The 17722-nt window shown below is 63.3% G+C and carries 12 protein-coding genes and 1 tRNA gene; all 13 read right to left on the reverse strand.

The features are described 5' to 3' along the window. Positions 1-272 precede the first annotated feature (272 nt). Positions 273-1463, reverse strand: a complete 1191-nt coding sequence (tuf, locus tag IB227_RS05620; RefSeq protein ID WP_192286596.1) for an elongation factor Tu — start codon at positions 1461-1463, stop codon at positions 273-275. 53 nt (positions 1464-1516) lie between these two features. Next, the gene (gene fusA, locus IB227_RS05625; RefSeq protein WP_192286597.1) at positions 1517-3658 is read right to left on the reverse strand and encodes an elongation factor G; all 2142 of its coding nucleotides are present in this window, start codon (positions 3656-3658) and stop codon (positions 1517-1519) included. Between the two features lie 138 nt (positions 3659-3796). Then, positions 3797-4264 carry a 30S ribosomal protein S7 gene (gene rpsG / locus IB227_RS05630; protein WP_192286598.1) on the reverse strand — a complete coding sequence of 156 codons (468 nt, stop codon included), beginning with the start codon at positions 4262-4264 and terminating at the stop codon, positions 3797-3799. Between the two features lie 10 nt (positions 4265-4274). Then, positions 4275-4649, reverse strand: coding sequence for a 30S ribosomal protein S12 (gene rpsL, locus IB227_RS05635; RefSeq protein WP_004145320.1), 375 nt, complete (start codon positions 4647-4649; stop codon positions 4275-4277). Positions 4650-4879: 230 nt separating this feature from the next. Next, entirely contained in the window at positions 4880-9106 is a 4227-nt protein-coding gene (rpoC, locus tag IB227_RS05640) for a DNA-directed RNA polymerase subunit beta' (RefSeq protein WP_192286599.1), read from the reverse strand. A gap of 90 nt (positions 9107-9196) precedes the next feature. Further along, entirely contained in the window at positions 9197-13387 is a 4191-nt protein-coding gene (gene rpoB / locus IB227_RS05645) for a DNA-directed RNA polymerase subunit beta (RefSeq protein WP_132862494.1), read from the reverse strand. A gap of 346 nt (positions 13388-13733) precedes the next feature. Beyond that, the gene (rplL, locus tag IB227_RS05650) at positions 13734-14099 is read right to left on the reverse strand and encodes a 50S ribosomal protein L7/L12 (protein ID WP_192286600.1); all 366 of its coding nucleotides are present in this window, start codon (positions 14097-14099) and stop codon (positions 13734-13736) included. Positions 14100-14162: 63 nt separating this feature from the next. Beyond that, complete coding sequence (gene rplJ, locus IB227_RS05655; protein ID WP_132862492.1) at positions 14163-14693, reverse strand: 50S ribosomal protein L10; 531 nt, start codon at positions 14691-14693, stop codon at positions 14163-14165. 580 nt (positions 14694-15273) lie between these two features. Then, positions 15274-15972, reverse strand: a complete 699-nt coding sequence (gene rplA / locus IB227_RS05660) for a 50S ribosomal protein L1 (RefSeq protein ID WP_132862491.1) — start codon at positions 15970-15972, stop codon at positions 15274-15276. A gap of 4 nt (positions 15973-15976) precedes the next feature. Then, complete coding sequence (rplK, locus tag IB227_RS05665) at positions 15977-16405, reverse strand: 50S ribosomal protein L11 (RefSeq protein ID WP_054663281.1); 429 nt, start codon at positions 16403-16405, stop codon at positions 15977-15979. A gap of 202 nt (positions 16406-16607) precedes the next feature. Further along, positions 16608-17168 carry a transcription termination/antitermination protein NusG gene (gene nusG, locus IB227_RS05670; protein WP_132862490.1) on the reverse strand — a complete coding sequence of 187 codons (561 nt, stop codon included), beginning with the start codon at positions 17166-17168 and terminating at the stop codon, positions 16608-16610. A 10-nt stretch (positions 17169-17178) separates the two neighbouring features. After that, on the reverse strand, positions 17179-17586 hold the full coding sequence (gene secE / locus IB227_RS05675; protein WP_132862489.1) for a preprotein translocase subunit SecE: 408 nt from the start codon (positions 17584-17586) through the stop codon (positions 17179-17181). Positions 17587-17636: 50 nt separating this feature from the next. Then, positions 17637-17712 (reverse strand) — tRNA-Trp (locus IB227_RS05680). Positions 17713-17722: the final 10 nt, after the last annotated feature.

A 17722-nucleotide genomic window follows, 5' to 3' on the forward strand; every position in this document is an offset into this window, starting at 1 on the left:
GCAATCATCGGACAGTACCACCGGCGTGTCCGGATGATCCGCTGCCCTGTCAGAGAGAAAGAGGAACAAAGGCGCCGCTTCCGCCATTCGTACGCCCAAGGCGGAGCAACCGGCGCGATGCCCGCCCACTCATCCAGGATCCCACAGCACCCCTCGACATGCCGATGCCGGGCTCACCTCCCCGCCTGCGCATGCGGCCCTGGACGAAAAAAAGGGCGACCCGAGGGCCGCCCTTCTCTCAACACCTGCTTCCGGAATGAAGCGTGGCGCTATTACTTGATGATCTTCGAGACCACGCCGGCGCCGACGGTACGGCCGCCTTCGCGGATGGCGAAGCGCAGACCTTCGTCCATTGCCACCGGGTTGATCAGGGTGACAGCCATCTTCACGTTGTCGCCCGGCATCACCATCTCAACACCTTCCGGCAGCTCGACCGCACCGGTGATGTCGGTGGTACGGAAGTAGAACTGCGGACGGTAGCCCTTGAAGAACGGGGTGTGACGGCCGCCTTCGTCCTTCGACAGCACGTACACTTCGGCGTCGAACTGGGTGTGCGGGGTGATCGAACCCGGCTTGGCCAGAACCTGGCCGCGCTCGACGTCGTCACGCTTGGTGCCGCGCAGCAGCAGACCGGCGTTGTCGCCTGCCTGGCCCTGATCCAGCAGCTTGCGGAACATTTCCACGCCGGTGACGGTGGTCTTCTGGGTCGGACGGATACCGACGATTTCGATTTCTTCGCCGACCTTGATCACGCCGCGCTCGATACGACCGGTCACCACGGTGCCGCGGCCCGAGATCGAGAACACGTCTTCCACCGGCATCAGGAACGGCTTGTCGACGTCACGCTCCGGGGTCGGGATCCAGCTGTCCAGCGCCTCGACCAGCTTCAGGATGGCCGGCACGCCGATGTCGCTCTGGTCGCCTTCCAGCGCCAGACGGGCCGAACCGTGCACGATCGGGGTGTCGTCGCCCGGGAAGTCGTACTTGCTCAGCAGCTCGCGTACTTCCATCTCGACCAGTTCCAGCAGCTCGGCATCGTCCACCATGTCGGCCTTGTTCAGGAACACGACGATGTACGGCACGCCGACCTGACGCGACAGCAGGATGTGCTCGCGGGTCTGCGGCATCGGGCCGTCAGCGGCCGAGCACACCAGGATCGCACCGTCCATCTGGGCGGCACCGGTGATCATGTTCTTGACGTAGTCGGCGTGGCCCGGGCAGTCAACGTGGGCGTAGTGACGGCTCTCGGATTCGTACTCAACGTGCGCGGTCGAGATCGTGATACCACGAGCCTTCTCTTCCGGCGCGGCGTCGATGGACGAGTAGTCCTTGAACTCGCCGCCGAAGCGCTCTGCACCGATCTTCGTCAGTGCGGCGGTCAGGGTGGTCTTGCCATGGTCAACGTGACCGATGGTGCCGACGTTGACGTGCGGCTTGGTACGTTCGAACTTGCCCTTGGACATGTTTCTATTCCTTGATTAGCTGATTTTTGTTTGGAGAGCCTGAGTCAGATGACTCAGGCCTTCTTCATGACAGTTTCGGCGATGTTGGTCGGCGCCGGCTCGTAATGGTCGAATTCCATCGTGAAGGTCGCGCGACCCTGGGTCTGCGAACGCAGCGCGGTGGCGTAACCGAACATTTCGCCCAGCGGGATCATCGCGTTGATGATGCTGGCCGAACCGTCACCGGTGGTGCCCGAACCCTGCAGCACGCCACGACGGCGGCTCACGTCGCCCATCACGTCACCCTGGTAATCCTCCGGGGTCACGATCTCGACCTTCATGATCGGCTCCAGCAGCACCGGCTTGGCCTTGGCGAAGCCCTGCTTGAAGGCCATCGACGAGGCGAGCTTGAACGCCATTTCCGAGGAGTCGACGTCGTGGTACGAGCCGAACACCAGCTTGACCTTGACGTCCACCACCGGGAAGCCAGCCAGCGGACCGCTGGTGATGGTTTCGCGCAGGCCCTTTTCCACGGAAGGAATGAATTCCTTCGGGATCACGCCGCCGGTGATGTCGTTGATGAACAGGAAGTCGTCCTTGATGGCGGCAGCCAGCTTCGGATCGGCGCGGTCTTCAGCGGTGATCGGCGACAGCTCGATCACGACGTGACCGTACTGACCCTTACCACCGGACTGCTTGGCGTGCTTGTAATCCGACTTGACGTCAGCCTGCTGGATGGTCTCGCGGTACGCGACCTGCGGCTTGCCGACGTTGGCTTCAACGTTGAACTCGCGCTTGAGGCGGTCAACGATGATGTCCAGGTGCAGCTCGCCCATGCCCGAGATGATCGTCTGGCCGGATTCTTCGTCGGTCTTCACGCGGAACGACGGATCTTCCTGCGCCAGGCGGCCCAGTGCCAGACCCATCTTTTCCTGGTCCGACTTGGTCTTCGGCTCGACCGCCATCGAGATCACCGGCTCCGGGAAGGTCATGCGCTCAAGCACGATCGGTGCATCGATCGAGCACAGCGTGTCACCGGTGGTGGTGTCCTTCAGGCCCACGGCAGCAGCGATGTCTCCGGCCAGAACTTCCTTGATTTCCTCGCGGTTGTTCGAGTGCATCTGCAGGATGCGGCCGATGCGCTCCTTCTTGTTCTTCACCGAGTTCAGCACGGTGTCGCCACCGGTCAGCACGCCGGAGTAGACGCGGAAGAAGGTCAGCGCGCCGACGAACGGGTCGGTGATGATCTTGAACGCCAGCGACGAGAACGGAGCCTTGTCGTCCGACTTGCGGGTCATCTCGATGGTGTCGTCGTCGACGTCCACGCCCTTCACGTCCGGCACGTCGACCGGCGACGGCAGCAGCTGGATCACGCCGTCGAGCATGGCCTGCACGCCCTTGTTCTTGAACGCCGAGCCGCAGAACATCGGCACGATCTCGGTGGCCAGGGTACGAACGCGCAGCGCCTCGATGATTTCAGCCTCGGCCAGCTCTTCGCCGCCCAGGTACTTTTCCATCAGCTCTTCGCTGGCTTCGGCCGCGGTCTCGATCATGAAGGTGCGGGCTTCTTCAGCCTTCTCCACCAGGTCGGCCGGGATGTCGCCGTACTCGAACTTCATGCCCTGCGAAGCCTCATCCCAATGGATGGCCTTCATCTTGAGCAGGTCGACCACGCCCTTGAAGCCTTCCTCGGCACCGATCGGCACCTGCATCGGCACCGGCACGGCGCCCAGCTTGGCCTTCAACTGGTCACGGACCTTGAAGAAGTTGGCACCGGTACGGTCCATCTTGTTGACGAACGCGATGCGCGGCACGTGGTACTTGTTGGCCTGGCGCCACACGGTTTCCGACTGCGGCTGGACGCCACCGACGGCGCACAGCACGAACACGGCACCGTCGAGCACGCGCAGCGAGCGCTCGACTTCGATGGTGAAGTCAACGTGCCCGGGGGTGTCGATGATGTTGAAGCGGTGCTCCGGCAGGGACTTGTCCATGCCCTTCCAGAACGCGGTGGTGGCAGCAGACTGGATCGTGATGCCACGCTCCTGCTCCTGCTCCATCCAGTCCATGGTGGCGGCACCGTCATGCACTTCACCGAGCTTGTGGCTCTTGCCGGTGTAGAACAGGATGCGCTCGGACGTGGTGGTCTTGCCGGCATCGATGTGAGCCATGATGCCGAAGTTGCGGTAACGCTCGATGGGAGTAGTACGGGCCACGGGGAGCCTCTCAAATTTCTTGGAATTCGGATGGCCGAACGCCGCCTTGCGGCGGCCTTCGGATTGAAGCGGCGCTCAAAGCGCCACAAGTGACACCAGATGGGTGTCAGGGGCCCTGTTTCCAAGGCCCCTTCGAAATCACCAGCGGTAGTGGGCGAACGCCTTGTTCGCTTCCGCCATACGGTGGGTTTCTTCACGCTTCTTGATGGCGCCGCCACGGTTTTCCGACGCGTCCAGCAGCTCGGCTGCCAGCTTGCGCGGCATGGTGTTTTCACCACGCTTGCGAGCCGAGTCGATCAGCCAACGCATGGCCAGGGCCATCTTGCGCGAAGCGCGCACTTCGACCGGCACCTGGTAGGTGGCACCACCGACGCGACGGGACTTCACTTCGACGCCCGGAGCGACGTTGTCCAGTGCCTTCTGCACCAGCTCAACGGCGTTCTGGTTCTTCTCGCTGATCACATCCATGGCGCCATAGACGATCTTTTCAGCAACGGACTTCTTGCCGCTCAGCATCACCATGTTGATGAAGCGGGCGATGGTTTCACTTCCGTGCTTCGGATCGGGCAGGACCGAACGCTGGGGGGTATTACCTTTACGGGACATGTCTTACTCCTCAGGCCTTCGGACGCTTGGCGCCGTACTTGGAACGCGCCTGGCGACGCTTGGCAACGCCGGCGGCGTCGAGCGAGCCACGGACGGTGTGGTAACGCACACCCGGCAGGTCCTTGACGCGACCGCCGCGAATCAGGACCACGGAGTGCTCCTGCAGGTTGTGGCCTTCACCACCGATGTAGGAAATCACTTCTTCCTGGTTGGTCAGGCGGACCTTGGCAACCTTGCGCAGAGCCGAGTTCGGCTTCTTCGGAGTGGTGGTGTAGACACGGGTGCAGACGCCACGGCGCTGCGGGCACTTGTCGAGGGCCGGGGAGGCACTCTTGTAGGTGGTCGCTTGCCGAGGCTTGCGTACCAGCTGGTTGATCGTCGCCATCAGTAGGTTCTTCTGATTGGGGCCGTAAAAACGGCCAAGGATGCGGAAAATGTAAAGCAGGCCAAATTTTTGGCCTGCTGAGACAGACGATTGTAGCAACTTGTCAAGTAGGCAGTCAAACACCCACCCTCCAAGCCAGCCCTGATCCAGGACTGTTACAGGGGCGCCTCCATGTACCCCGTTCAGGTTGAGCGGGCCGGCCCGCGAGCGGACCGGCCAGCCCCACTATCTTACTCCTCGCCGCCCGTTGCCTGCTCGGCTTCCGGCGACGCGGTTTCAACATCGGCAACCGCTGCCGTGCCGGCCAGGGTCTGGATTTCCGATTCCGTCAGGCCCGAGGCACCGCGACGACGCTTGGCGTGGTACGCCAGGCCGGTACCGGCCGGGATCAGGCGACCGACGATCACGTTTTCCTTCAGGCCGCGCAGGTTGTCGGCGGTGCCGCGCACGGCAGCCTCGGTCAACACGCGGGTGGTTTCCTGGAACGAAGCGGCCGAGATGAACGATTCGGTTGCCAGCGAGGCCTTGGTGATGCCCAGCAGGACCGGATCGAACTGCGCCGGCAGCTCGTTGCGGGTGGCCAGCTTGGCATTTTCCTCGATGACGCGCTGGCGTTCAGCCTGCTCGCCGTTCAGGAACTTGCTGTTGCCCTGGTCGGTGATTTCAACCTTGCGCAGCATCTGACGCGAGATCACTTCGATGTGCTTGTCGTTGATCTTCACGCCCTGCAGGCGGTACACGTCCTGGATTTCCTTGACCAGGTAGCGCGCCAGCTCTTCCACGCCCTTCAGTCGCAGGATGTCCTGCGGGCTCGGCTCGCCGTCCACGATGGTTTCGCCGCGGGTCACGTGCTCGCCTTCGAACACGATGATCTGGCGGTACTTCGGGATCAGCTCTTCGTGCTCGGAACCATCGGTGTCCTTGATGATCAGGCGCTGCTTGCCCTTGGTGTCCTTGCCGAAGCTGATGATGCCCGAACGCTCGGCCAGGATCGCCGGATCCTTCGGCTTGCGCGCTTCGAACAGGTCGGCCACGCGCGGCAGACCACCGGTGATGTCGCGGGTCTTGGACGCTTCCTGCGGGATCTTGGCGACCACGTCGCCCACGCCCACCGGGGCGCCGTCCTGCAGGTTGACGATCGAACGCGGCGGCAGCAGGTACTGCGCCGGCAGGTCGGTGCCCGGGATGGTCAGGTCATTGCCCTTGCCATCGACGATGCGGACCAGCGGACGCAGGTCCTTGGCCTGCGAGCCACGACGCTTCGGGTCGGTGATTTCACGCGAAGCCAGGCCGGTCAGTTCATCGGTCTTCTCGATGACGGTGATGCCGTCGACGAAGTCGATGAAGCGCACGAAGCCAGCCACTTCCGACACGATCGGGTGGTTATGCGGATCCCAGTTGGCCACGGTCTGGCCAGCCTTGATCTCGGCACCGTCCTTGACGGTGATGGTGGCGCCGTACGGCAGCTTGTAGCGCTCACGCTCACGGCCGTGCGGGTCGAGCACGGAGATTTCGCCCGAGCGCGACACCGCGACCAGCGAACCGCTGACCTGCTCGACGTGCTTGAGGTTGTTGAACTTGACCGAACCGGTGGTCTTGACGGTGATGTTGTCCACCGCCGCCGCACGCGATGCCGCACCACCGATGTGGAACGTACGCATGGTCAGCTGGGTACCCGGCTCACCGATCGACTGGGCGGCGATGACGCCGACCGCTTCACCGATGTTGACGATGTGGCCACGGGCCAGATCGCGGCCGTAGCAGCGCGAGCACACGCCGAACGCCGACTCGCAGGTGATCGTCGAGCGGACCTTGATGGTCTGCACGCCGGCTTCTTCCAGCTTGTTCACCCACTGCTCGTCGAGCAGCGTGTTGCGGGTCACGATCGGATCCTCGTCGTTGCCCGGCAGGAACACGTCCTCGGCAACCACGCGGCCCAGCACGCGGTCCTTCAACGGCTCGACCACGTCGCCACCTTCCACGATCGGGGTCATGGTCAGGCCTTCGACGGTGCCGCAGTCGACTTCGGTGATCACCACGTCCTGCGCCACGTCGACCAGACGACGGGTCAGGTAACCCGAGTTCGCCGTCTTCAGCGCGGTATCGGCCAGACCCTTACGGGCACCGTGGGTGGAGTTGAAGTACTCCTGCACGTTCAGGCCTTCGCGGAAGTTCGCCTTGATGGGCGTCTCGATGATCGAGCCGTCCGGGCGGGCCATCAGGCCGCGCATGCCGGCCAGCTGACGGATCTGCGCCTGGCTACCACGCGCGCCGGAGTCGGCCATGATGTACAGCGAGTTCATCGACTTCTGGTCGACGATCTTGCCTTCCGAATCCTCGACCTTCTCGGTACCGATGGTTTCCATCATCGCCTTGGCGATGCGCTCGTTGGTGCGCGACCAGATGTCGACCACCTTGTTGTAGCGCTCGCCCGCGGTGACCAGACCGGACTGGTACTGCTCCTGGATTTCCAGCACTTCCTGCTCGGCTTCGCCCAGGATGCCCTTCTTCTCGTCCGGGATCAGCATGTCGTCGATACCGATCGACACGCCGGCGCGGGTTGCGTAGGCATAACCGGTGTACATCAGCTTGTCGGCGAACACCACGGTGTCCTTCAGGCCAAGCAGACGGTAGCTCTGGTTGATCAGGCGCGAGATGTTCTTCTTGGTCATCTCGGTGTTGCACAGCTCGAACGGCAGGCCCTCGGGCATGATCTCGCTCAGCAGCGCACGGCCGACGGTCGTGTCCTGGATCGAGGTCTTGGTGACCTTGTTGCCTTCCTCGTCGCGCTCGACCTGGGTGATGCGCACCTTCACCTTGGCGTGCAGCTCGACCAGACGGTTGTCGTAGGCGCGCTTCACTTCGTCGGTGTTGGCGAACACCATGCCCTCGCCCTTCTTGTTCACCAGGGCGCGGCTCATGTAGTACAGGCCCAACACCACGTCCTGCGACGGCACGATGATCGGCTCGCCGTTGGCCGGTGACAGGATGTTGTTGGTGGACATCATCAGCGCACGCGCTTCGAGCTGGGCTTCCAGCGAGAGCGGCACGTGGACGGCCATCTGGTCACCGTCGAAGTCGGCGTTGAACGCAGTACAGACCAGCGGGTGCAGCTGGATGGCCTTGCCTTCGATCAGCAGCGGTTCGAACGCCTGGATGCCCAGACGGTGCAGGGTCGGCGCGCGGTTCAGCAGCACCGGATGCTCGCGGATGACTTCTTCCAGGACGTCCCAGACTTCGCCTTCCTCGCGCTCGACCAGCTTCTTGGCGGCCTTGATGGTGGTGGCCAGGCCACGACGCTGCAGCTTGGCGAAGACGAACGGCTTGAACAGCTCCAGCGCCATCTTCTTCGGCAGGCCGCACTGGTGCAGCTTGAGGTACGGACCGACGGTGATCACCGAACGGCCGGAGTAGTCCACGCGCTTGCCCAGCAGGTTCTGGCGGAAGCGACCCTGCTTGCCCTTGATCATGTCGGCCAGCGACTTGAGCGGGCGCTTGTTGGTGCCGGTGATGGCACGGCCGCGACGGCCGTTGTCCAGCAGGGCGTCAACCGATTCCTGCAGCATGCGCTTCTCGTTGCGCACGATGATGTCCGGCGCGTTGAGCTCCAGCAGGCGGCGCAGGCGGTTGTTGCGGTTGATGACGCGGCGGTACAGGTCGTTCAGGTCGGAGGTCGCGAAGCGGCCACCGTCCAGCGGCACCAGCGGACGCAGGTCCGGCGGCAGCACCGGCAGCACGGTCATCACCATCCATTCCGGGCGGTTGCCCGATTCCAGGAAGGCTTCGACCAGCTTGATGCGCTTGGTCAGGCGCTTGAGCTTGGTTTCCGAACCGGTCGAGGCGATTTCCTCGCGCAGGCGGACCATCTCGGCCTGCAGGTCGATGGTGCGCAGCAGCTCGTAGACGGCCTCGGCGCCCATGGCGGCGTCGAAGTCATCGCCGTGCTCCTGGCGGGCCTGCAGGTACTGTTCTTCGGTCAGCAGCTGGCGGCGCTCCAGGGCGGTCAGGCCCGGCTCGGTCACCACGTAGGCTTCGAAGTACAGCACGCGCTCGATGTCGCGCAGGGTCATGTCCAGCATCAGGCCGATGCGCGAGGGCAGCGACTTGAGGAACCAGATGTGGGCGACCGGCGAAGCCAGGTCGATGTGGCCCATGCGCTCGCGGCGCACCTTGGCCAAGGTCACTTCGGTGCCGCACTTCTCGCAGACCACGCCGCGGTGCTTCATGCGCTTGTACTTGCCGCACAGGCACTCGTAGTCCTTGACCGGTCCGAAGATGGCGGCGCAGAACAGGCCGTCACGCTCCGGCTTGAAGGTACGGTAGTTGATGGTTTCCGGCTTCTTCACTTCGCCGAAGGACCACGAACGGATCAGGTCCGGCGAGGCCAGCGCGATCTTGATCGCGTCGAAGTCCAGCGTCTGGCGCTGCTGGTTGAAGAGGTTGAGCAGGTCTTTCATGGTGTTCTCCGAAAGGAGGAAATCTTTGTCGATGGGCTGTCAGGTCGCTGCTGGCGGCGCTGCTGCATCACTGCAGCAGCGCCTGCCCGATCAGTTGTCTTCCAGTTCCATGTTGATGGCCAGCGAGCGGATTTCCTTCACCAACACGTTGAAGGATTCCGGCATGCCCGCGACCATCTCGTGCTCGCCGTCGACGATGTTCTTGTACATCTGGTTGCGGCCCTGCACGTCGTCGGACTTCACCGTCAGCATTTCCTGCAGGGTGTAGGCCGCGCCGTAGGCTTCCAGCGCCCAGACTTCCATTTCACCGAAGCGCTGGCCACCGAACTGCGCCTTGCCGCCCAGCGGCTGCTGGGTGACGAGCGAGTACGGGCCGGTCGAACGGGCGTGCATCTTGTCGTCGACCAGGTGGTTCAGCTTCAGGTAGTGCATGTAGCCGACGGTGGTCTTGCGGTCGAATGCTTCGCCGGTGCGGCCGTCGAACAGCTGCATCTGGGTCTTGCTGCCGTTGAAGCCCAGCACCTCGGTCTCCGGGGCACCGTCCGGGTAGGCGAGGTTCAGCATTTCGCGGATCTCGTCTTCCAGCGCACCGTCGAACACCGGGGTTGCCATCGGCACGCCGTCGGTCAGGTTCTTGGCCAGGTTGATCAGTTCCTCGTCGCTGAACTGCGTCAGGTCGACGCGCTCACCGGCCAGGGCCGAGTCGTGGTTGTAGACCTTGCCCAGGAACTCACGCAGCTCGCTGACGGCGCGCTGCTGCTCCAGCATGCGCTGGATGCGCTTGCCCAGGCCCTTCGCGGCCCAGCCAAGGTGCACTTCCAGGATCTGGCCGATGTTCATACGCGACGGCACGCCCAGCGGGTTCAAGCAGATGTCCACCGAGGTGCCATCGGCCATGTACGGCATGTCTTCGACCGGCACCACGTTGGAGACCACACCCTTGTTGCCGTGGCGGCCTGCCATCTTGTCACCCGGCTGGATGCGACGCTTCACGGCCAGGAACACCTTGACCATCTTCAGCACGCCCGGTGCCAGGTCGTCGCCCTGGGTGATCTTGCCGCGCTTGTCGGCGAAGCGGCGCTCGAATTCCTTCTCGTGTGCCTGGATCTGCATCTGGGCACGCTCGATGGCTTCGGCTGCGTCGTCGTCCTTCATGCGCAGGGTGAACCAGTCGGACTTCTTCAGGCCGTCCAGGAACGCGTCGGAGATCACGTCGCCCTTCTTCAGGCCGGCGCCGCCGTTGACCACCTTGCCCACGATCTGCGAACGCAGACGGGCGTAGATGGCGCCTTCCAGGATGCGGAACTGGTCGTCGAAGTCCTTCTTGACGCGCTTGATCTCGTTCTCTTCGATCTGGCGGGCGCGCTTGTCCTTCTCGATGCCATCGCGGGTGAAGACCTGCACGTCGATGACGGTGCCGTCCATGCCCGGCGGAACGCGCAGCGAGCTGTCCTTAACGTCCGAAGCCTTCTCGCCGAAGATGGCGCGCAGCAGCTTCTCTTCCGGGGTCAGCTGGCTTTCGCCCTTCGGGGTGACCTTGCCGACCATGATGTCGCCGGCGCGCACTTCGGCACCGATGTACACCACGCCGCTCTCGTCCAGGCGGTTCAGCGCCTGCTCGGAGACGTTCGGGATGTCGGCCGAGATTTCCTCCGGCCCCAGCTTGGTGTCACGCGCGACGCAGGTCAGCTCTTCGATGTGGATCGTGGTGTAGCGATCCTCTTCCACCACACGCTCGGAAAGCAGGATGGAGTCTTCGAAGTTGTAGCCGTTCCACGGCATGAACGCGATCAGCATGTTCTGGCCCAGCGCCAGTTCACCGATGTCGGTGGACGGGCCGTCGGCCAGCACGTCGCCACGCGCGATCACGTCACCCACGTTCACCAGCGGACGCTGGTTGATGCAGGTGTTCTGGTTCGAGCGGGTGTACTTGATCAGGTTGTAGATGTCCACGCCGGCGTCGGCGGCGTCGGTGATCTCGTTCTCGTTGACCTTGACCACGATGCGGCCGGCGTCGATCTGCACGATCTCGCCACCACGACGGGCGTTCACGGTCACGCCCGAGTCACGCGCCACGGCGCGCTCGATGCCGGTACCCACCAGCGGCTTCTGCGAACGCAGGGTCGGCACGGCCTGGCGCTGCATGTTCGCGCCCATCAGTGCGCGGTTTGCGTCATCGTGCTCCAGGAACGGGACCAGCGCCGCAGCGACGGACACGGTCTGCATCGGCGAGACGTCCATGAAGTGGACTTCCGCCGGCGGCTTGAGCAGCGACTCACCCTGGTAACGGCACGGCACGAACAGCTCGGTGAGCATGTTCTTGGCGTCGGTCAGGGCGTTGGCCTGGGCGATCACGTACTCGTTTTCCTCGATCGCCGACAGGTACTCGACGTCGTCGGTGACCTTGCCGTCCACGACCTTGCGGTACGGGGTTTCCAGGAAGCCGTACTTGTTGGTGCGTGCGAACACGGCCAGCGAGTTGATCAGGCCGATGTTCGGGCCTTCCGGCGTTTCAATGGTGCAGACGCGGCCGTAATGGGTCGGGTGCACGTCGCGCACTTCGAAGCCGGCGCGCTCGCGGGTCAGGCCGCCTGGGCCCAGTGCCGAGACGCGGCGCTTGTGCGTCACTTCCGACAGCGGGTTGTTCTGGTCCATGAACTGCGACAGCTGCGAGGAACCGAAGAATTCCTTGATGGCAGCGGCGACCGGCTTGGCGTTGATCAGCTCCTGCGGGGTCAGGCCTTCGGACTCGGCCATCGACAGGCGTTCCTTGACCGCGCGCTCGACGCGGACCAGGCCCACGCGGAACACGTTCTCGGCCATTTCGCCGACCGAACGTACGCGACGGTTGCCCAGGTGGTCGATGTCATCCACCACGCCACGGCCGTTGCGGATCTCGGTCAGCACCTTGATCACGTCCAGGATGTCGGACGATTCGCCGTGGGCGCCAACCAGGCGCTTGGATTCTTCGTCGTTGCGCTCGCCGAAGTACTTGCTGTCGTACAGCACGGCTTCGCCGGTGACTTCCTTGCGGCCGACACGGCGGTTGAACTTCATGCGGCCGACCGTGGACAGGTCGTAGCGCTCGAAGGTGAAGAACAGGTTGTGGAACAGGTTCTGCGCGGCGTCCTTGGTCGGCGGCTCGCCCGGGCGCATCATGCGGTAGATCTCGACCAGGGCTTCCAGCTGGGTCTTGGTCGGGTCGATGCGCAGGGTGTTGGACAGGTACGCGCCACGGTCCAGGTCGTTCACCCACAGGGTGCCGACCGCGTCAACGCCCGCCTTGCGGAAGTTCTGCAGCTGCTCGTCGCTGATCTCGTCGTTGGCCTGGGCCAGCAGTTCACCGGTGTTCGCATCGACCACGTCGTGCGACAGGATGCGGCCGACCAGGTAGTCGTCCGGCACGGCCAGGGCGGCGATGCCCGAGGCCTGCAGCTGCTTGATGTGGCGCGCGGTGATGCGCTTGCCGGCTTCCACGATGACCTTGTCACCGTCGGCCAGGTCGAAGCCCAAGGTTTCACCACGCAGGCGCTCCGGCACCAGCTCCAGCTGCACGCCTTCGTCCGGGTTGATGTGGAACGTGTTGATCTCGAAGAACTCGGCCAGCATCTCTTCGTTGCTGTAGCCAAGCGCGCGCAGCAGGATCGACACCGGCAGCTTGCGGCGACGGTCGATACGGGTGAACAGCGCGTCCTTCGGGTCGAACTCGAAGTCCAGCCAGGAGCCGCGGTAAGGAATGATGCGGGCGCTGTACAGCAGCTTGCCCGAGCTGTGGGTCTTGCCGCGGTCGTGGTCGAAGAACACACCCGGCGAACGGTGCAGCTGCGACACGATGACGCGCTCGGTACCGTTGACGATGAAGGTGCCGTTTTCGGTCATCAGCGGGATTTCGCCCAGATAGACCTCCTGCTCCTTCACGTACTTGATCGCCTTGGTGGACGACTCGCGGTCGTAGATGACCAGACGCACGGTCACGCGCAGCGGCGCGCCGTAGCTCATGCCGCGCTGGCGGCATTCACGCTCGTCGAACACCGGGTCGCCCAGCTTGTAGCCCACGTACTCCAGGGCGGCATTGCCGCTGTAGCTGGAAATCGGGAACACCGACTTCAGCGCGGCGTGCAGGCCGTGGTCGGTGCGCTTGGCCGGGTCGACGTTTTCCTGCAGGAAATCGCGGTACGAGTCGACCTGGATGGCCAACAGGAACGGCACCTCGAGGATCGAGCGCTGCTTGCCGAAATCCTTGCGGATGCGCTTTTTTTCGGTGTACGAATAGGACGTCATGAGGTCTTCCACCTTGTTGTGCGGGCCGTGCGTCCACGACCCGTAGGGAAACTTGAAATTGTCAGTTGGAAGTCGCTGGTATTGCCGGCACCAGCACGCCTTCTCCCGCTACTTCCAACTGCCAACTCGCTTGTGCCCGTGTTCGCTCATTCCCGGAGGAGGCGGCGACGGACACCTGCCACGTTGGACTTTCTACATCTACTGCCTGCCGGGCGTGGCCCGGCCCTACCCGTCCTGGTGCCCGGCCAAGCCCGGCATCACAACGTTTGAAACGACCAAAGGCCGGGGGTTTACACCCCCAGCCCTGGCTGCATCGCCGCGAAACAATGGCGACGCAAGGAACTGATTACTTCAGCTCGACGGTCGCGCCAGCGGCTTCCAGTTCCTTCTTGAACTTGTCGGCTTCTTCCTTCGAAGCGCCTTCCTTCACGACGCCACCGGCTTCGGTCAGGTCCTTGGCTTCCTTCAGGCCCAGGCCGGTGATGGCGCGGACGGCCTTGATGACGTCGACCTTCTTGGCGCCGGCGTCCTTCAGGATGACGTTGAATTCGGTCTGCTCTTCAACCACAGCGGCCGGGCCGGCAACGGCAACGGCAACCGGGGCAGCGGCGGAGACGCCGAACTTCTCTTCGATGGCCTTGACCAGCTCCATCACTTCCATCAGGGACTTCTCGGCGATGGCGTCGACGATCTGTTCGTTGGTAAGGGACATTTTGATTACCTTTGGAAAATATTCTGGATTGAGGTTCCGGACGGAACCACGGGGACGTCGAACTTAGGCGGTTTCAGCAGCCGGCTCGGCAGCTGCTGCTGCACCACCGTCCTGCTTTTCACCGACAGCCTTGACGGCGCGCGCGAACATGGTGACCGGCTCGGTCAGGACGCGGGCCAGCATGGCCAGGGCCTGATCACGGGTCGGCAGCGATGCCAGCACTTCGACGTGGCTGGCCGGGAAGATTTCCCCGCCGATTGCCACGACCTTCGCCTTCAGCTTGTCGTTGCCCTTGGCTGCATCCTTGATCAGGCGACCGGCTGCGCCGGGCTCCTCGAGCGAAAACGCGTACAGCAGCGGACCGACCATCTGGTCCTTTGCAACTGCGAAATCGGTGCCTTCAACGGCGCGCGCGGCCAGCGTGTTCTTGACAACCTTCAAGAAAACGCCGGTTTCGCGGGCCTGCTTGCGCATCGCGGTCATCTGGGCGACCGTGGTGCCAGCGTATTCGGCTGCGATCAAGGAGTGGGCCTTGGCGGCGACGTCTGCCAGTTCGGCGACTACTTCTTGCTTCTGGGACAGATTGAGAGCCATTGCACTCCTCCGTTAAAGCGGGGACCGGGAAGGGTGATCCGGTTTCGGCCGGAAGCGAAGCCGCCTCCACACCGCACCCACATCGAATCCCGAATCCCTGCTTCAAACAAACTCCGCTCACGGCTCCCTGCCGCTTACGGTCCATGGCAGCATCCTTCCTGGACGCCGGGAACATCGGAACGATGCTCCTGTGGTGGCCGTTCTAGACCTGGAGTGGGCCAACCCGGGTTACCCCAGACGTGCGTTAAACCAGAAAACTCCAGAAGGGCATCACCATCTACGCAGGGTGATCCACGAGTGGATCGATTAAGCGATCCCGCTATGCCGGCGGCGACTCCTTGCCAGATCGAGCTTCCGTGCCCGTCGCCGGTATGCGCTGACCGCGCCTGCGGTCTTTGACGGCTATCGCGCCGGCGGACCGGCGCGATGCCTTCAAATGTCCAGCATCGCCCTGACGGGTGACACTGCTGTTGCGGTCCCGTGGAAGCAGCATCCGGCGGCATGGCCGGGCTCGGGTGCTGCTACCGCGGAGGTACTGCATTCATGGCGCCGCGTGCCGGCAGGCACGCGGGCCACCACATCACTTCAGGGTCAGCGACGACTGGTCGACGGTGACGCCCGGGCCCATCGTCGAGCTGACCGAAACCTTCTGCAGGTAGGTGCCCTTCGAGGTAGCCGGCTTGGCCTTGATCAGGTCCAGCAGCAGCGCCTGCAGGTTCGACTGCAGCGCGGCGTTGTCGAAGCTGGCCTTGCCGATGGTGCAGTGGATGATGCCGGCCTTGTCGGTGCGGTAACGCACCTGACCCGACTTGGCATTCTTCACGGCTTCGGCCGGGTTCGGCGACACGGTGCCAACCTTCGGGTTCGGCATCAGGCCGCGCGGGCCCAGCACGGTACCCAGCTTACCCACGACGCGCATTGCGTCCGGGGTCGCGATGACCACGTCATAGTTCAGATCGCCGGCCTGCATCTTCTCGGCCAGGTCGTCCATGCCGACGGCTTCGGCGCCAGCGGCCAGGGCTTCGTCAGCCTTGGCACCGGCCGGTGCGAACACGGCGACGCGGACCGACTTGCCGGTACCGGCCGGCAGCACGGTCGAACCGCGCACCTGCTGGTCGGACTTCTTGGCATCCACGCCCAGACGCACGGCCACGTCGATCGACTCGACGAACTTGGCCTTGGCGGCGGTCTTCAGGATGTTGATCGCTTCTTCGAAGGCGTAGGCCTTGCCCGGAACGACGGCGGCCTTGATGGCCTTCTCACGCTTGGTCTGTGCCATCAGATTAACCCTCCACCACCAGGCCCATGGAACGGGCAGAGCCCGCGATCGTACGCACGGCGGCGTCCAGGTCAGCAGCCGTCAGATCCGGCTCCTTCGCCTTGCAGATTTCTTCAAGCTGCTTGCGGGTGACCTTGCCCACCTTGTCGGTGTTCGGGCGCTTGGAACCGGAGGTGATACCGGCAGCCTTCTTGAGCAGCACGGTGGCCGGGGTGCTCTTGGTGATGAAGGTGAAGGTACGGTCCGAGTAGGCCGTGATGATCACCGGCACCGGGATACCCGGCTCCAGCTTCTGCGTGGCGGCATTGAACGCCTTGCAGAATTCCATGATGTTCAGGCCGCGCTGACCCAGCGCAGGACCCACCGGCGGCGACGGATTGGCCTGACCGGCCTTCACCTGCAGCTTGATGTAACCGACAACTTTCTTTGCCATTTTTATGCTCTCCGGGTGCTAGCGCCTTTCGACAACAGGCTCCCCATCGGACCGGGAATCACGCGTCCCGGCATTCGCGTTTTGAAATCCTTGAATCGCACCAAAGGCCACCTCGCGGCAGCCTTCGATTCAGCCCCATGACAGGGAGCCGGTAATTCTAGCAGTTTTTTCGACCTCAACCTGAACAGGCCAGGCCGCGAACTCAGACCGCCTTTTCGACCTGGCCGAACTCGAGCTCGACCGGGGTAGCGCGACCGAAGATCAGCACCGAGACGCGCAGGCGGCTCTTCTCGTAGTTGACCTCTTCCACCACGCCGTTGAAGTCATTGAAGGGACCTTCGGTGACACGGACCATCTGGCCCGGCTCGAACAGGATCTTCGGACGCGGCTTCTCGACACCTTCCTGAACGCGATCCAGGATCGCTGCGGCCTCTTCGTCACGGATCGGCAGCGGACGGTCGGCAGTGCCACCGATGAAGCCCATCACCTTGGAAGTGTCCTTCACCAGGTGCCAGCTTTCGTTGTCGATGCGCGGGATGCCGGCTTCTTCGTGGGTCTCGATCTGGACCAGCACGTAACCCGGGAAGAACTTGCGCTCGGAACGGCGCTTCTGGCCGGAGCGCATTTCGACCACTTCTTCGGTCGGGACGAGCACGTCGCCGAAGCGGTCCTGCATCTCGTCGCGCACAATGCGATCGCGCAATGCCTGCGCCACCGACTTCTCAAAACCTGAATAGGCGTGAACGACGTACCAACGCTTCACTGTTATCTCCTCAACGACCCAGGAACCACTGGGTCAGCTTCTGGATCGCGAAGTCAAACCCACCCAGCAGCAGGCTCAACACGATCACCACCACGATCACCACCCACGTCATGCGGATGGCTTCCTGGCGGGTCGGCCACACGACCTTGCGCAGCTCGAAACGGGATTCGGAAAGGAATTCACGCGTCTGACGACCCTTGGCGGTCAGCATGAACACGGCGCCACCGGCGACCAGCCCCACCACCACGGCCAGGGCACGCAGCTGGCCCGACCAGGCACCCAGCTGAGCCGCCTTTTCCGGCGAGGAGAACCAGAACCAGACGAACAGACCCGCCAGCACCAACAGCGCGGCGCCAACATACTTGACCATATCGCCGCCGGAAGCAGCGGACTTGGAATGTTCGATCTTGCTGTTCATCCGACTCTTGTTGCTGGTGCGACCAAGGTCACTGGATAGAGAGGTGCAAGTGGCACGCCAGGAGGGACTCGAACCCCCAACCTGCGGTTTTGGAGACCGCTGCTCTGCCAATTGAGCTACTGGCGTATGACTTGAC

The sequence above is a fragment of the Stenotrophomonas sp. STM01 genome (genome assembly GCF_014852135.1).
GTDB lineage: Bacteria > Pseudomonadota > Gammaproteobacteria > Xanthomonadales > Xanthomonadaceae > Stenotrophomonas > Stenotrophomonas capsici.

What these genes read in the sequence shown, in the direction of transcription:
- rplL (WP_192286600.1), bottom strand. Translation starts at nt 14,099, where the DNA reads ATGTCCCTTACCAACGAACAGATCGTCGACGCCATCGCCGAGAAGTCC.
- rpsG (WP_192286598.1), bottom strand. Translation starts at nt 4,264, where the DNA reads ATGTCCCGTAAAGGTAATACCCCCCAGCGTTCGGTCCTGCCCGATCCG.
- secE (WP_132862489.1), bottom strand. Translation starts at nt 17,586, where the DNA reads ATGAACAGCAAGATCGAACATTCCAAGTCCGCTGCTTCCGGCGGCGAT.
- rplA (WP_132862491.1), bottom strand. Translation starts at nt 15,972, where the DNA reads ATGGCACAGACCAAGCGTGAGAAGGCCATCAAGGCCGCCGTCGTTCCG.
- rpsL (WP_004145320.1), bottom strand. Translation starts at nt 4,649, where the DNA reads ATGGCGACGATCAACCAGCTGGTACGCAAGCCTCGGCAAGCGACCACC.
- rpoC (WP_192286599.1), bottom strand. Translation starts at nt 9,106, where the DNA reads ATGAAAGACCTGCTCAACCTCTTCAACCAGCAGCGCCAGACGCTGGAC.
- rplJ (WP_132862492.1), bottom strand. Translation starts at nt 14,693, where the DNA reads ATGGCTCTCAATCTGTCCCAGAAGCAAGAAGTAGTCGCCGAACTGGCA.
- tuf (WP_192286596.1), bottom strand. Translation starts at nt 1,463, where the DNA reads ATGTCCAAGGGCAAGTTCGAACGTACCAAGCCGCACGTCAACGTCGGC.
- rplK (WP_054663281.1), bottom strand. Translation starts at nt 16,405, where the DNA reads ATGGCAAAGAAAGTTGTCGGTTACATCAAGCTGCAGGTGAAGGCCGGT.
- rpoB (WP_132862494.1), bottom strand. Translation starts at nt 13,387, where the DNA reads ATGACGTCCTATTCGTACACCGAAAAAAAGCGCATCCGCAAGGATTTC.